12 protein-coding genes and 1 tRNA gene are annotated in these 15,124 nt (G+C 65.5%); 6 read left to right on the plus strand and 7 right to left on the minus strand.

Going from position 1 to position 15,124, the window contains the following annotated elements; genetic code table 11:
- Window positions 1-14: 14 nt before the first annotated feature.
- A complete protein-coding gene (locus AAF184_00900) occupies window positions 15-1,637 on the plus strand; it encodes an FAD-dependent oxidoreductase (protein MEO0420864.1) in 1,623 nt (540 codons plus the stop codon).
- Here AAF184_00900 and modA read toward each other — a convergent pair.
- Window positions 1,627-2,424 carry a molybdate ABC transporter substrate-binding protein gene (gene modA / locus AAF184_00905; GenBank protein MEO0420865.1) on the minus strand — a complete coding sequence of 266 codons (798 nt, stop codon included), beginning with the start codon at window positions 2,422-2,424 and terminating at the stop codon, window positions 1,627-1,629. The two genes, AAF184_00900 and modA, sit on opposite strands and share 11 nt — an antisense overlap.
- 78 nt (window positions 2,425-2,502) lie before the next feature.
- Here modA and AAF184_00910 point away from each other — a divergent pair, with 78 nt between their 5' ends.
- From AAF184_00910 to solA, 4 genes are read left to right on the plus strand one after another with little or no spacing between them, the layout of a single operon-like run.
- Entirely contained in the window at window positions 2,503-4,575 is a 2,073-nt protein-coding gene (locus tag AAF184_00910) for a prolyl oligopeptidase family serine peptidase (protein MEO0420866.1), read from the plus strand.
- Window positions 4,576-4,968 carry a cupin domain-containing protein gene (locus tag AAF184_00915; protein ID MEO0420867.1) on the plus strand — a complete coding sequence of 131 codons (393 nt, stop codon included), beginning with the start codon at window positions 4,576-4,578 and terminating at the stop codon, window positions 4,966-4,968.
- Between the two features lie 57 nt (window positions 4,969-5,025).
- Entirely contained in the window at window positions 5,026-5,922 is an 897-nt protein-coding gene (locus AAF184_00920) for a PHB depolymerase family esterase (GenBank protein MEO0420868.1), read from the plus strand.
- Between the two features lie 27 nt (window positions 5,923-5,949).
- Window positions 5,950-7,101, plus strand: coding sequence for an N-methyl-L-tryptophan oxidase (gene solA, locus AAF184_00925; GenBank protein ID MEO0420869.1), 1,152 nt, complete (start codon window positions 5,950-5,952; stop codon window positions 7,099-7,101).
- A gap of 160 nt (window positions 7,102-7,261) precedes the next feature.
- Here the strand turns inward: solA and AAF184_00930 are convergent, their stop codons facing one another.
- From AAF184_00930 to AAF184_00955, 6 genes are all read right to left on the minus strand, one after another.
- Entirely contained in the window at window positions 7,262-7,801 is a 540-nt protein-coding gene (locus AAF184_00930; GenBank protein MEO0420870.1) for a hypothetical protein, read from the minus strand.
- A gap of 973 nt (window positions 7,802-8,774) precedes the next feature.
- Window positions 8,775-8,851 (minus strand) — tRNA-Arg (locus tag AAF184_00935).
- Window positions 8,852-8,920: 69 nt separating this feature from the next.
- A complete protein-coding gene (mltF, locus tag AAF184_00940; protein MEO0420871.1) occupies window positions 8,921-10,351 on the minus strand; it encodes a membrane-bound lytic murein transglycosylase MltF in 1,431 nt (476 codons plus the stop codon).
- Window positions 10,348-11,373: an L-threonine 3-dehydrogenase gene (gene tdh, locus AAF184_00945; GenBank protein ID MEO0420872.1), complete on the minus strand. Its 1,026-nt coding sequence runs from the start codon at window positions 11,371-11,373 to the stop codon at window positions 10,348-10,350. Before tdh ends, mltF begins: the two co-directional genes overlap by 4 nt.
- A complete protein-coding gene (kbl, locus tag AAF184_00950; GenBank protein MEO0420873.1) occupies window positions 11,373-12,575 on the minus strand; it encodes a glycine C-acetyltransferase in 1,203 nt (400 codons plus the stop codon). Before kbl ends, tdh begins: the two co-directional genes overlap by 1 nt.
- A gap of 88 nt (window positions 12,576-12,663) precedes the next feature.
- The gene (locus tag AAF184_00955; GenBank protein ID MEO0420874.1) at window positions 12,664-13,632 is read right to left on the minus strand and encodes a cupin domain-containing protein; all 969 of its coding nucleotides are present in this window, start codon (window positions 13,630-13,632) and stop codon (window positions 12,664-12,666) included.
- A 131-nt stretch (window positions 13,633-13,763) separates the two neighbouring features.
- On the opposite strand from AAF184_00955, the gene AAF184_00960 reads away from it, so the two are divergent.
- A complete protein-coding gene (locus tag AAF184_00960) occupies window positions 13,764-15,056 on the plus strand; it encodes a hypothetical protein (protein MEO0420875.1) in 1,293 nt (430 codons plus the stop codon).
- Window positions 15,057-15,124: the final 68 nt, after the last annotated feature.

Below are 15,124 nucleotides of genomic sequence, written 5' to 3' on the forward strand. Positions count from 1 at the left end.
GCCAGGAGCCCGCCATGGAGAGCCTCGCCGCCGACCTCAGAACCATGATTCGCACACCGCTGCACGAAACACACGTGGCGCGGATGCGCGAAGTGGGGGTGGTGCGCGACTACCCCGCCGGCGCCACCCTGAGCAGCTTCGGCGAACCTGCCGACACCTTCCGCTACGTACTCGAAGGGCGAGTCGAGGCCGTCGACGCGATCAGCGGCGAACGCTACGCGGACGCCACCCTCGGCCCCACCCAGTTCGCTGGCGAGATCTCCTTCCTGCACGGTGGCAGCTCCATGCTCGGCACGCGCACGGTGGAGCCGAGCAAGATCCTCGAGGTGCCGCGCGAAGCGATGCTCTCGCTCATGAGCCAGATCCCGGAGATGAGCGACATCGTCGTGACCGTCTTCGCGGCCCGTCATCGGCGCCTGCTCGAGAGCAACGATGCCGGCTTGGTGCTGATCGGCGCTGAAGCTAGCAAAACGATTCGGGAGATCGGCGCCTTCGCCCTGCGCAATCGCATCCCCGTGCGCTCGCTCAGCCTGAACTCCCCGGCCGCGAGCAAGGAGATGTCCGCCTGCGCCCAAGGCCTGTGTCAGGAGGAGCCGTGCGTCATCTTCGGTAAGCAGCGGGTGATCGAAGAACCCACGCCCGCGAAGATCGCAGCCCTGTTCGGCCTCGACATGGCGATCGGCGAGGCGCGCCAGTTCGACGTGATCATCGTCGGCGGCGGCCCGGGCGGCGTGGCGGCCGGCGTCTACGCGGGAGCGGAAGGACTCAGCGCCTTGGTGCTGGAAGACCTCACCGTTGGGGGGCAGGCGGGCACCTCGTCGCGGATCGAGAACTACATGGGTTTCCCCACCGGCATCTCCGGCGCTGATCTGTGCTGGCGCGGGGAGGTGCAAGCGATGAAGTTCGGCACGCGCTTCGCGATGCCCCGCCGGGCCAGCGCCCTCGTGCGCCAGGAGGACGGCAGCTTTCGCGTGAAGCTCGCCGACGGCGCGGACGTGTGTGCGCGCGCCGTAGTAGTCGCCACCGGCGTGCAGTACCGCAAGCTCCCCCTCGATCGCCTGACGGATCTGGAAGGTGCCGGCGTGTACTACGCGGCGACGGATCTCGAAGCACGCTTCTGCCGGGAATCGGACGCGGTGGTGATCGGCGGCGGCAACTCGGCGGGCCAAGCCGCCATGTTCCTCTCGCGCTACGCCACCCACGTGCACGTGCTCGTGCGCAGCAACAGCTTGGCGGACTCCATGTCGGACTACCTGCTGTCGCGCCTGGAGGAGGATCCAGCCATCACGATTCACTTCGGCACGCAGGTCACCGAGCTCCACGGTGAGGACTCGCTGGAGGCGGTCACGGTCTCGCGCCGCGACTCAGATGAGACCCGTCACATCCCCGCCTGCGGCCTGTTCATCATGGTCGGCGCTGCCCCGAACACGGCGTGGCTCTCCGGTGCTGTGGCCATGGATGAGAAGGGCTTCGTGCTCACCGGCGCCGCCGCGGGTGCTAGCAGCAGCTTCGCAACGTCCGAGCCCGGGGTGTTCGCCGTCGGCGACGTGCGCTCCGGCTCTGTGAAACGCGTCGCCTCCGCCGTGGGCGAAGGGTCGGTGGTGATCTCCGAGGTGTTCGCCTACCTCAACGACTAGGCGGCAGACGATAACCAGCCGCCTCGATCTGCGCGCGAGCGGCGTCGCTGCGCAGGAACGCGTAGAAGGCCTGCGCGCCCTCATTCCCCTCGGCCCGCGCCAGGAGCACCATGTCCTGGCGAATGGCGAGCGCCTCAGGCAGTGCCGGCTCCCAATAGGCGCCGATCACCGAGGGCGGCAGCGTGCGCAGCTGGGACAGGGCGACGAACCCCACGGCCGCGTTGCCCGAACGCACGAAGGCAAAGGCCTGAGCGACGTTCTCAGCGAACACTAGGCGCCCCTCGAGGGCCTGCTCGAGTTCGAGCTCGCGCAGCACCGCCTGCGCCGCGGCGCCGTAGGGGGCCAGGTCCGGATTGGCGAGCGCCAGGCGCCGAAAGCCGCCCGCCCGCAGACGAGCCGGGCCGTCCACGCGTGCCGCGCGTGGATCCCACAGCACCAAGCGGCCGACCGCGTAGGTGTGGCGCATACCCTGTGCCACCTGCCCCGTTGCGACCAGGCGCTGCGGGCGTTCCTGGTCCGCGGCCAGGAAAAGATCGAAGGGCGCCCCGGCGACGATCTGTGCGAAGAGCTTTCCCGTCGAACCACTGATCACATCGATGCGCACACCCGCGTGCGTCCGCTGGTAGTCCGCGGCGAGATCTTCGAGCACTGCGCGGAAGTTCGCCGCCACGGCGACGCGCACCGGCGCCTCGCCCGCACGGGCGAGCGGAGCCCCGATCAACAGCAGCCACGCGAAGACCAGCGCACCCCAAGGGGCCGTGTCACATCGCTGAGTCCATCCTCGCAAGGGCTGTCGCCTCCACCGTGCGCGCCTACCTGAAACGATAGAATACGAGATCTCGAAGGCCCGCAGCGGAGCCCCCCCTTGAAGTATCCCAAGAGCAAGACCGTCGACCAGGTCGACGAGTACTTCGGCGAGGCGGTCGCCGACCCCTACCGCTGGCTCGAACAGGACGTGCGCAACGCACCCGAGGTGCGCGACTGGGTGGAAGCGCAAAACGCCGTCACCACCAAGTACCTGGCCAAGCTGCCAGGGCGCAAGGCCTTGGCGGAACGCCTGACCACCCTGTGGAACTTCGAACGCCGCAGCGTGCCCCACCGCGTGGGCAAGCGTTGGTTCCAGTACCGCAACGACGGCCTGCAGAACCACGCCGTGCTCTACACCGCGCCGAGCGTCGACGGGCCCTGGACGACGCTCTTCGATCCCAACGATTGGAGCGAGGACGGCACCGATGCGCTCGGCGGTGTGAGCGTGAGCAGCGACGGCCGCTACGCCGCCTACGCCATCCAGCAAGGCGGCAGCGACTGGCGCACCTGGCGCGTGCGTGATCTGGCGACTAACCATGATTTGCCCGACGAGCTACAGCGCTTGAAGTTCACCGGCATCAGCTGGGAGAAGAACAACGAAGGCTTCTTCTACAGCAAGTACGACGATCCGCGTGAGGGCGATGAGTTCACGGGCCTGAACCTCAACAACCGCATCATGTACCACCGCCTGGGCAGCACCCAGCAGGACGATGTGGAGGTGTACTGGCGCCCCGAGCACGAAGACTGGAATTACGCCACAGAGGTGACCGAAGACGGCCGCTATCTGCTGATCTACATCAGCGTCGGCACGGACGATCGCTACCGGCTCTACGTGAAGGATCTGCAGCACCCCTACGCCGCGCCCATCCCGCTGGTCGACAGCTTCGAGTACAGCTTCAGCTACGTCGACAACGACGGCCCCACCCTCTACCTGCGCACCAATCACGACGCCCCGCGCGGGCGCGTCATCGCCATGGATGTCGCCCACCCTGCGCCAGAACACTGGCGCGAGATCGTGCCCGAGTCCGATGCGGTGCTGGAGCAGGTGAGCGCCGTCGGCAACCAACTCATCTGCAGCTACATGCGCGATGTGAAGTCGCAGGTGGAGGTCTACGCGGCCGACGGCCGTCATGTACGCACCCTGGAATTGCCCGGCGTAGGCACGGCGCACGGCTTCGAAGGTAAGCCCGGTGATACGGGCACCTGGTTCGGCTTCTCCAGCTTTGCCGTGCCACCGTCGGTCTACCACTACGACCTGGTCAGCGGCGAGAGCACCCTGCACTTTCGCCCCGACGTGGACATCGACCCGGACGCCTACCTCACCGAGCAGGTGTTCTACACCTCGAAGGACGGCACCGAGGTGCCGATGTTCATCACCCGCCGCCGTGACATCACCCTCGATGGTGACCACGCCGCCATCCTCTACGGCTACGGCGGCTTCAACATCCCCCTGCAACCTAACTTCAGTATCAGTCGCATCGCCTGGCTCGAACTAGGTGGCATCTACGTGGTGGCCAACCTGCGCGGCGGCGGCGAGTACGGCCGCGACTGGCACGAGGGCGGCAAGAAGCTCAACAAGCAAAACGTCTTCGACGACTGCCTGTGCGCCGCCGAACACCTGATTGCCAAGGGCTACACGCGCGCCGATCGCCTCGCGGTGCAGGGCGGCTCCAACGGCGGCCTCCTGGTGGGCGCAGTGATGACCCAGCAGCCGGCGCTCTTCGCCGTTGCCTTGCCCGCGGTCGGGGTCATGGACATGCTGCGCTTCGATGCCTTCACCGCCGGGCGCTACTGGACCGACGACTACGGCTCGGCCAACGATTCGAAGGAGATGTTCGAGTACCTGCGCGACTACTCGCCCTACCATAACCTCGTGGACGGCACCGAATACCCCGCCACCCTCGTGACGACGGCGGATACGGATGACCGCGTGGTCCCAGGGCACTCATTCAAGTTCGCAGCACGTCTGCAGGCCGCCCAGGGCGGCAAGGCGCCCACCCTCATTCGCATCGAGACCCGCGCTGGCCACGGCGCCGGCAAACCGATGTGGATGCAAATCGAGGAGTTGGCCGATGTGTACGCCTTCACCGCTCGCCACACGGGCCTAACCATCAAGGACGGAGGCAGTTAGATGACCAAGCAGCGACTCGATCAGTACCCGGTTCACCTAGGCGTTGGCGCCCGCATCGTGCCCCAGCCCGCCTTCGATGGCATGAGCTGGTATCAGGGCTACGGCGAACGCCATGGCGAGGAAGGCGTCGAGGGCCGATTGGTCACGGTGCATCACTTCGACACGTCCTGGGATACCTGGGAGATTCACCCTCACGGGGACGAACTGGTGATGGTGCTGGCAGGCACCATGACCTTGCTCCAAGAATTCGGAGATCGTATCGAGCGCGTAGGCTTAAGCGCCGGGGAGTACGCGATCAACCCGCCCGGCGTATGGCACACCGCCGATGTCGATGGCCCCGTCAGCGCCCTGTTCATCACGGCGGGCCTCGGCACGGAGAACCGCGATCGATAGCGACCTCGCGCGCGAGCGTGTGAGACGATAGTGACCACAGCCTGCGAGGGAACGCTTATGTTGAAGTTCATGAAGAACACCATCCGCCTGATCATGGCGATGGCGATCGGCCTCACGCTCGCCGCACCAGTCACTTTTGCCCAGCAAGACATCTTCATCGACTTCGGGCGTGGTCCGGAGGCCGTGCACCTGCCGCCGCAGATCGAGTCGGAAGAGCCGCTGCCTCTCGTCATGATGTTGCACGGCTACGGCTCCAGCGCCCTGCTCACGGACATCTACCTCGGCTTCACGGCGGAGGCGGATCGTCGCGGGTTCATTCTGATCAAACCCAACGGCCGCGTTGATGTATTCGGCAATCGCTTCTGGAATGCGACGCCCGCCTGCTGCCAGTACTTCGGCGAGAGCAACGACAGCGCTTACCTGCGCCGCGTCATCGACACGCTCGCCCAGCGCTTTGCCATCGATGAAGGCCGCATCTACGTGACCGGCCATTCGAACGGCGGCTTCATGTCCCACCGCATGGCCTGTGACCACGCGGATCGCATCGCCGCCATCGCGGGCATCGCCGGCGCCACCTGGGCCGATCCTGGTGCCAATTGCACGCCCTCGGAGCCCGTAGCCGCCCTGCAAATCCACGGCACCGCGGACTTCACCATCCTCTACAACGGCGGCTGCCTGGCGGGCCTAGGGTGCTACCCGAGCGCCCGTTTCAGCGCGTACAGCTGGGCCGTGCTGAACGGATGCGATCTGGTGCCGGACACCGCGGAGGAGCAGCGAGACTTCACCACCGGCGGCGCTGGCGAGGAGACGACCCTGCAGGCTTATCCGAACTGCGATGCGGGCGGTGCCGCCGCACTTTGGACCTTGACCGCTGGCGGCCACGTGCCCGCGTTCACTTCTGAGTTTCTGCCGGCGATGGTGGACTTTCTCTATTCCCATGAGAAAGCCCAATAGGCTCGGCGAGCTCCCTATGCCCACCTGATGCCCGCCACCCACTACGACATCGCCGTCATCGGCAGCGGTGTCATCGGCGCGGCGGTCGCCTGGCAGTGCGCCGAGCGTGGCCAACGCACGCTGATCCTCGACCGCCACCCTGCCCCGCACACCTTCGGTAGCTCCCACGGCCAAACCCGCCTGCTGCGCGTCGCCTACGCGGAAGGCGAGCACTACGTGCCCCTCGTACGGCGCTCGATCCGCCTCTGGCGAGCGCTGGAAAAACGGACGGGACAAGCCGTGTTTCGCCAGTCCGGGGTGGTCTACGTGGGTCAGGAATACAGCCCGCTGATCGCAGGCGTACGGGCAGCCGCCGCGGCCCACGATGTGCGGGTACGCGAGATCGACGGCCCTGCGCGAGCCACCGAGATGCCTGAGCTCGAGGTATCGCCGGACTGGACGATGCTGATCGAAGACGAGGGTGGCTACCTGTACGCGGAGGCGGCAGTGCGCGCGATGTTGGCGCTCGGCAAGGCCACTATCCACCTATCGGTTCGACTGGGTGATGTAGCGCATTGCCAAGAAGTTGCCGATGGCGTCTCGATCGGATTGCGAAGCGGCGAGGAGATTCGCGCAGCCCGCGCTGTCGTCTGCGCCGGCGCGTGGGTGGGCGATCTACTGCCGGGCGTGGGCGATCGCGTCCAGCCGCACCGCCAGCTATCGCACTGGTTCGACGGCGATCCGAAGCACTTCGGCGAGGACGCGAGCTTCCGCCCGTTCGGCGTCAACGACGCGCGGGCGAACACCTTCTACTACGGCTTCCCGCGCATCGACAAACTGGGCGTTAAGGTCGGTGATCACTTCGTGCGCGAGCCGCCCGCGCACGCGGACGATCGACGGATGGACGTGACTGCCAGCGAGGTAGCCGCAACGGCCGAGTTCGCACGCCAACATCTTCCGCGCCTCGGGCGCCACCTGAGCTCGCGTAGCTGCCTGTACACCTGCACGGTATCGGAAGATTTCATCCTGGACTGGGCCCCTGCTGGTGCGAAGCGCATCTACGTCTGCAGCGGCTTCTCGGGTCATGGCTTCAAGTTTGCGCCGGCGATCGGCGAGGCGGTGGCGCAGCGCCTGCTTGGTGAACTCCCCTCGTGCGACATCAGCAGCTTCGGCTTGGGTCGTCCTACGGCGTCCACATGAGCGAAACGACGATCGAGTATCAGCACTAGACCGGGTCAAGCCGCCCCGGCCCGCAGGCGGCCTCCGCATCAGCCAAACTGCCGTAGCGATGGCCGGGATTTCCGTCCTTCCTTGTGCCTTTGCACCACACCCTTCACCAAGATTCCAGCCGTAGACAGCGCTACTCAACGACGAACCGTATCTCTCTAGCACGGGCATTAAGAGACACATAGCCTTCAATACCGTTCCGCGCGGCGATCCCAAAGGAGCCCACCTCAGCGTCCTCCGGCACCGTGTAGGAAGCGCGAATTGACATGAGTCCCGAAAAATCCTCTGTGATCAGGAACGGGATGTCGTACTGGAACCCGAGCCGCGGGGCGATTACCTTCAGGAGCAATTCGCGCCCAATCAGCTCTTCGAACGGTACGCCAAGCGTATCGAGCGGATTGAACTCAATTCCGATACCGACCCTCTGACCACGCCTGACTACCACCAGGTCACGGCGGCCGGAATCCGATAGAACGATGATCTCGGTGTCAAACGTGAGCACCGGTTCGCCCTCGTCTATTCGTTCGGCTACGGGATGTCGAGACTGATTCAACGGTCTCTCTAGAACGGTTCCATCGGTAAACTCAAGGACAAACACAGGTCCAGTGGACTCACCGGCAGCGAGGGCCAAGCTGGAGAACAGCAGCAGACTAAGAGCAGGCAGCGTTTTCATGATCACCTCTCAACGCGATTGGTTGGCACCCACTGTTAGGCGATCTAAGTTATTCGGTCCTTCTGGCCCAAGCGCTCTCGGAAACTACCTATTGAAAAGTCGGAACGGAGATTCGCCCTCACCTTCGGCGCAGAGATTTGAGAGACAACCCAACGAAACCTCGACAGATCCTATTCGTGCGTGATGACTTATGCTGCCCAATGGCCCGAAACACCGTATGTTGAGAGCGATTGCGCGTTGCAGCAGCTTCGAAAAGTGGCAGAGATGGGTCATTGGCCAGCTGCGCTCGGATCGCCAGGACAGTGGACTTGTTAGTCTATCCGGGGCGACCGAGCTAGCCATACCCACAGGCAGTGGATACCCCAACGGCGCAAGTTCTGCGTAGCACCACCCTTCATGCCGCATTGGACTAACTTATCCAATCGCTGATCGCCTACGTACCCGATTACAGAACGCCTCGATGTACTCGAGGTGTACCGGACGAACCAGGATCATCTGGATGGCAAGACAGAAGAGCATGTCCCCCAGAACAGCTTTTCGCTTTGGCGAGGGTGGTGTTCAGTGAGATCTGGGACTCGAAGTTGGCTAGCGCTCAGGAAGGCAGCCCTACGGAAACAGCTTGGGGGAATAGACAGGGAAGTCGAAGCACGCCTGGACCGCATCGCCGATACGCGAGTCGACCTAGTCGCTAGGGCCTACGAAGGCAAGGTCAGAAGCTACAAGAGGAACGGATCGTGCTTCAGAAGAAGATCGGCAAGCCGCATGTGGATCGTAACGAGGCGCTTAGAACTCCTTTGGCGTTCCTCGTCAATCCCAAAACTCTGGGATTCCAATAGCTTGGAGGCGAGACAAACCGTGCTAAAGCTCGCGTTTATCGAGAAATTAGTATTTGACCGTGGCCGAGGACTTCGAACCCCCGAAACCGCCTTACCCTTCAGGGTTTTGGAGGAGCTGACAGGTGGGAATCTGAAGATGGCGCGCCCGGAAGGATTCGAACCTCCGACCCCCTAGTTCGTAGCCAGGTACTCTATCCAACTGAGCTACGGGCGCGCTGCCGACCGAGCGGGCGGACGCCCGTCTCGAAAGGACTGCGAATTGTGCCGACGTCGCCCGGCCAAATCAAGGCCCCGACGGGGTGATTTCCGCCTCGCTGCCCAGGGAGGCGCGCAGGATGTCCTCGTAGTTGCGGATCCGCTGGACGTAGCGCACGGGTTCGGTGCCGCGGGCGTAGCCGTACTTGAGCGATCGGTAGACGCTCTGGTCGGCCAGCAGGGGCAGAACCTCGCGTACATCGTCCCAGCGACCGGGGTCGCCACCGCGCTCCCGCGTGAGGGACTGGGCGTCGTGCATGTGGGCGCGGCCGATGTTGTAGGCAGCCAGGGCCAGGTAGGTGCGGTCCGGCTCGGGGATGTCCTCGCGAAAGCGATCTCGCATACGCGCCAGGTACTTAGCGCCGCCTTCGATGCTCTGCGCGGGATCCAGGCGGTCGGTCACGCCCATGGCTTTGGCGGTGGGCAGGGTCATCATCATCAACCCTCGCACGCCCGTGGGGCTCTTGGCCTTGGGGTCCCAGTGAGACTCCTGGTAGGCCTGGGCGGCGAGCAGTGAGGGGGCCAGGTCGTAGGTCTCGCCCGCCGCGGCGAACAGCTCGGCGTACTTGGGATAGCGTCGCTCCAGGCGCCGCTGGAAGGCGCGCAACTCGACGAAGTCAAACAGCTCCGCGTAAGCGTAGTGGCGCTCGAGCACCGCCTCTAGGCGGTCCCCCGTGGCCGGCTCGGCGAACCATGCCTGCAGAGCGGGGACCAGGTCGGCCTCATTGCTCTGATTCACCCACCAGACGAGGGCGTCGTCGGTGGTCAGCTTGAACTGGCGGCGCAGGGTGGGATGGTAGCGGCGGTTGATCGCGGCGATGTGCGAGTCCGCCACCGTGCACTCGATCTCCTTCTCGGCGACCGCGGCGAGCAGCTGCTCCGTGCCCCGTGCCTCCTCGCGATAGGTCAGCGCCGGGAACTGGGCGACCAAGCCTTGCAGCGTGTCGGCATAGGCGGAGCCGGCGGACACCACGAGTTCTGCGCCCACCAGGTCCTCGACCTTATTCAGGCGGCGTCGATCGCGATGGCATACCACCTGTTGCGAAATTTCCTGATAGGTAGGCCCGGCCCGAAACTGCTGCGCCCGTGCGGCCGTCTGCGTGAGACCAGCTGCGGCCAGATCAGCGTCGCCGGCGGCCAGGGCGTCGAGCACGGCGGCCGGCGTATCGCGCACCAACAACGTGACCGCCACGCCGAGATGCTCGGCGAAGGCGGCGACGAGTTCGTAGTCGGGGCCGGCGGGCTGTTCGTCGCGATCGAGGTAGTAGATGGTCGGCGCGTTGCGCGTCACCACCCGCAGCTCGCCGCTCGCTTGAATCGCCTCGAGGGTGCGCCCCACGGGCGGGGCTGCCGCTGCCTCCTCTTCGCTGCCGCGCTCCCCGCACCCCGTCCCGAGCAGAAGCAGGGCCCCTGCGCCGGCCAAGGCAAGGGCGCGGAGCGCGATCCGCACCAGCTTCACGCCCAGTCCAGGATGACTTTGCCGGACTGGCCCGACTCCATGAGGGCGAAGGCCTCCTCGTAGTCGTCCACGGGGAAGTGGTGGGTGATGATCGGCGAGACGTCGAGGCCACTCTGCAGCATGCTCGCCATCTTGTACCAGGTCTCGAACATCTCCCGGCCGTAGATACCCTTCAACACCAGACCCTTGAAGATCACCTGGTTCCAGTCGATGGCCGTGTCGTCCGGCGGGATGCCCAGCAGAGCCACGCTGCCGCCGTGGTGCATGACGCGCAGGAGATCGCGCAGGGCGTGGGCGTTGCCGGACATCTCCATGCCTACGTCGAAGCCCTCGGTCATGCCCAGCTCGCGCATGACCTCGTCGAGAGACGTGCTGCGCGCATCCACGGCGAGGGTGGCGCCGAGCTTGCGGGCGAGCTCCAGGCGGTAGGGGTTAATGTCGGTGATCACCACGTGGCGGGCACCCGCGTAGCGCGCGATGGCGACGGCCATGATGCCGATCGGCCCGGCGCCGGTGATCAGCACGTCCTCTCCCACGAGATCGAAGGAGAGCGCCGTGTGCGTGGCGTTACCGAGGGGATCGAGGATCGCCGCCAGGTCGTCGGTGATCGCCTCGGGCAGCTTGAACACGTTGAAGGCCGGCACCGCCAGGTACTCGGCGAAGGCCCCGGCGCGGTTCACGCCCACGCCCTCGGTGTTGATGCACAGGTGGCGTCGCCCGGCGCGGCAGTTGCGGCACACGCCGCAAGTGATGTGCCCCTCGGCCGACACCCGGTCACCCACGTCGAAGCCGCGCACCTCGCTGCCCATGTCGACGATCTCGCCGGAGAACTCGTGGCCCACCGCCAAGGGAACGGGGATGGTCTGGCGCGCCCAATCGTCCCACTGAAAGATGTGGATGTCCGTGCCGCAGATCGCCGTGCGTTTGACGCGGATCAGCACGTCGTTGTGCCCGACCGGCGGGCGAGCGACATCTTCGAGCCAGATGCCCCGCTCGGCCTTCGCCTTGACCAAGGCTTTCATTAGGAGATCACTCCTAGTTCGCGCCCCACCTCCGTAAACGCCTCCACCGCCGTATCCAGGTGCGCGCGGGTCAGGCCAGCGGACATCTGCGTGCGGATGCGCGCTTCGCCCTTCGGCACCACCGGGAAGGAGAAGCCGATCACGTACACGCCCTTGGCGAGGAGCCGATCGGCCATGTCACTGGCGAGCTTCGCATCGCCCAGCATCACGGGGATGATCGGGTGCTCGCCGGGCTTCAGGGTGAAGCCGCGCTCGGTCATGCGGGCGCGGAAGTACTCGGCGTTGCTCGCCAGGGTTTCGCGCAGACCGTCGTCGCGCTCGAGGAGGTCGAGCACGGCGATGGACGCGGCGACGATCGGCGGCGCCACGGAGTTCGAGAACAGGTAGGGCCGCGAGCGCTGACGCAGCCAGCCGATCACTTCCTTGCGCCCGGAGGTGAACCCGCCGGACGCGCCGCCGAGGGCTTTGCCCAAGGTGCCCGTGATGATGTCGATGCGGCCCATCACATCGCAGTACTCGTGGGTGCCGCGACCGGTCGCGCCGAGGAACCCGGTCGAGTGGCAATCGTCGATCATCACCATGGCGTCGTGCTGGTCGGCGAGGTCGCAGATGGCGCCCAGGTTGGCGATGGTGCCGTCCATGGAGAACACGCCGTCGGTCACGATGAGGCGGTTGTCCGCGTCGGCCGCGTCTGTGAGCTGGGTGGCGAGGTCGGCCATGTCGTCGTGCTTGTAGCGCAAGCGGCGCGCCTTGGAGAGGCGGATGCCGTCGATGATGCTGGCGTGATTCAGCTGATCGCTGATCACCGCATCACTGGGCCCGAGGATGGTTTCGAACAGGCCGCCGTTGGCGTCGAAGCATGAGGGGTAGAGGATCGTGTCCTCCGTGCCCAGGAACGCACTGATGCGGGCCTCGAGCTCCTTGTGGATGGTCTGCGTGCCGCAGATGAAGCGCACGGAGGCCATGCCGAAGCCGTACTCGTCGAGTGCGCGATGCGCCGCGGCAATCACCTCGGGATGGTTGGCCAGGCCGAGGTAGTTGTTGGCGCACAGGTTGATGACGTGGGAAGGCGCGTCGCCGCCCTCGCGCACGTCGATATCGGCCTGCTGGGGGCCGTCGATCAGGCGCTCCGCCTTGAATAGACCCTCACCCTTCAGCGCTTCGGTCTGTTCCCCGAGCGACTGCAGAAAAGCGGCTGACACAGCAGCACCCCCTAGTAATTCATGACACCGATTGAGGGCGCGCATTATAGCGCCGCGAGGCCGTCTACTCCTCGCGTGTGAGCACCGATCAGCTCGTGGTGCGGCGCAGTTCGCCGGGCGGATGGCCATAACGCCGGCGGAAGGCGCGGGCGAAGGACTGGGAGGACCCGTAGCCCACCTCCTCGGCTACCCGGTCGAGGGAGAAACGCGAATTCTCGAGCAGTTCCCGCGAGCGCTCCAGGCGCCACAGGGTGAGGTAGTCCATCGGTGCCATGCCGAGCACCTGCTTGAAATGGCGCGCAAGGGTGGCCCGCGACGCGCCGGCGCGCTGGGCCAGGCTCTCCAAGGACCAGGGCGCCGCCAGGTGGCGGTGCATCAGCCCCAGGGCGCGGGCGAGGCGCGGCTCACGCAGCGCGTGAAAGAACCCACTCACCTCGGGTGCGCGCCGAAGGTGCTCCTCCAGCAACTGATGGAACATGAGTTCGACCAGGCGATCGACCATCACGTTCGCCCCGCGACCGGTGCCGTCGAGTTCCTCCTCGATGAGTGAGGCCAGCATCCTCATGGACGAACATTTCTGATCGCCCGCCCCCACGTGGAGCATCGTCGGCAGGGAGTCGAGCAGGGGATGCTGCACATCGCCATCGAACTGCACGTTGGCGCAGATGAGCTCATGGGTTCGCTCGCCGTGCTGAAACGCGGGCGCACCCAACACGCAGGCCTCCACGACCGCCTCACTGGACAACAGGGTGCGCCCCGGCCGATCGGCAATCCAGTGAGCACCCCCGCGCGGAAACGCCACCACCTCGTCCGCCTGAAGCTTGAGGGGACCCACATTGCCACCTCGCCCCACATGGCAATCGCCACTGCGCACGAGGTGCAACAGCGGGGTCGTTGACTTCGCTACGGAAATACCCCATGGCGCCGCCAGCTGCGAGCGAAAGAACACACTCCCCCGCGCCCGAAGCCCCGACAACACATCACCCAGCACATCGAAGCTCGCAGCGCAGTTGAGACGATCGGCGTGTTCGTTGAGACGTTCAGCTAATGCTTGCATCAGTTGCTCCAGCGATGATTTCCCCACGGCTCGCCACCGGCGCCCTGAGCGATGAAGCCAGAGCGATAGCTCCCGAAGCGCGCCATCAACGGATCGACCCTACCCCTCGAATCTCACAAGGAGATCACCGTATGCAATTCGTTAGAACTCTGGCCCCGTTGGCGGCTGCAGCTACGTGCCTGGCCCTGCCGGCCTTAGGCCACGCGCAAGACTTCGTGGGCGCCGTGTACGCCATGACCAACGACTTTGACGCCAACACCGTCGTGGCCTACGGCCGTGCCGACGACGGCACGATCACGCCGATCGGCGAATTCGCGACGGGCGGTCAGGGGGCAGCGTTCGACGGTGGCGAAGGCCTCGACCCGCTGATCTCCGCCTACGCCCTCCTGCTCACCGATGGCAACGAGTTCCTCCTCGCAGCAAACGCAGGCAGCCAGACATTGACCGCGTTCAAAGTGGAGGAGGACTTCTCGCTCACGGTGACCGACGAGGTGCCCGTGTTCGGTGTGGGAATCAACAGCATCGCCTACAGCGATGGCCTCGTTTACGTCTCCATCATCGACGCCGACGGCATCTTCGAGGGCGAGCCCGACCAGGAGGGCGGCCTGCTCGGCTTCGAACTCACCCGACGCGGCAACCTAGTGCGCGTGCCCGGCTCCGCTCGATTGCTCGAGAACCGCCCCTCCGCCGTACGCTTCTCACCGGACGGTGAGTTCCTCGTGGTGAGTTCCATCAACGCCGGCTCCAACGCCCTCGCCAGCGGCAGCATCGACGAGATCGTGAGCTACCGCGTGCAACGCAACGGTCGCCTGATCCCCATCCCCACGGGCCGCGCCACCTCCACGCTCCCCAACAACCGCGAGGGCCGCAACCTGCCGAGCGCCATCGGCTTCGACATCGTGAGCGACGACGGCGGTCAGTACGTGGTGGTGACCGAGGCACGCGAGTTCGACGCCGAGGGCAACCCACCCGCCTTCCCGAGCCTGCAGTCAGGTTCCGTCTCCACCTGGCGCCTGAACGAGAACGGCAGCTTCGCGCCCGTCTCCCTCGACGTCATCGCCGGCAACGACTTCTTCGACGGTGAGCTCACCACCTGCTGGATCGAGTTCTCCGCCGACGGCAACGCCTTCTGGGTCTCCAACGCCCTGCCCGCCAGCCTCTCGTCTTACTCCTTCGACAACGGTGAGATCAGCCTCATCAACGTGGCCGAAGCCCGCGGCACCCCCGCCGAGAACGACGATCCCTTCGGCACCACCGACGGCTGGATCGATCTCGACTCCAGCGCCGATGGTCGCTACGTGTACCAGCTCTACGGCCTGAGCGGCGTGATCGGCGTGTACGCCGTCGACGGCACGGGCCTCACCCTGATCCAGGAGGTGGACAACCTGCCTGAGGTCAACACCCAGGGCATCGTCGCCTTCTGATTCCCCGAGGGCGACCGTGCAGCCGAGCCCAACCCGCCTGCGTGCGGGTTGGGCCTTGGCGCTGGGAG

The sequence above is a fragment of the Pseudomonadota bacterium genome, from assembly GCA_039815145.1.
Lineage (GTDB): Bacteria > Pseudomonadota > Gammaproteobacteria > Steroidobacterales > JBCBZW01 > JBCBZW01.

Bases quoted from the DNA above. Each gene is read 5' to 3' on its own strand.
- AAF184_00900 (MEO0420864.1), top strand. From the start codon at position 15: ATGGAGAGCCTCGCCGCCGACCTCAGAACCATGATTCGCACACCGCTG.
- AAF184_00915 (MEO0420867.1), top strand. From the start codon at position 4,576: ATGACCAAGCAGCGACTCGATCAGTACCCGGTTCACCTAGGCGTTGGC.
- AAF184_00920 (MEO0420868.1), top strand. From the start codon at position 5,026: ATGTTGAAGTTCATGAAGAACACCATCCGCCTGATCATGGCGATGGCG.
- solA (MEO0420869.1), top strand. From the start codon at position 5,950: ATGCCCGCCACCCACTACGACATCGCCGTCATCGGCAGCGGTGTCATC.
- AAF184_00930 (MEO0420870.1), bottom strand. From the start codon at position 7,801: ATGAAAACGCTGCCTGCTCTTAGTCTGCTGCTGTTCTCCAGCTTGGCC.
- tdh (MEO0420872.1), bottom strand. From the start codon at position 11,373: ATGAAAGCCTTGGTCAAGGCGAAGGCCGAGCGGGGCATCTGGCTCGAA.
- AAF184_00955 (MEO0420874.1), bottom strand. From the start codon at position 13,632: ATGCAAGCATTAGCTGAACGTCTCAACGAACACGCCGATCGTCTCAAC.
- AAF184_00960 (MEO0420875.1), top strand. From the start codon at position 13,764: ATGCAATTCGTTAGAACTCTGGCCCCGTTGGCGGCTGCAGCTACGTGC.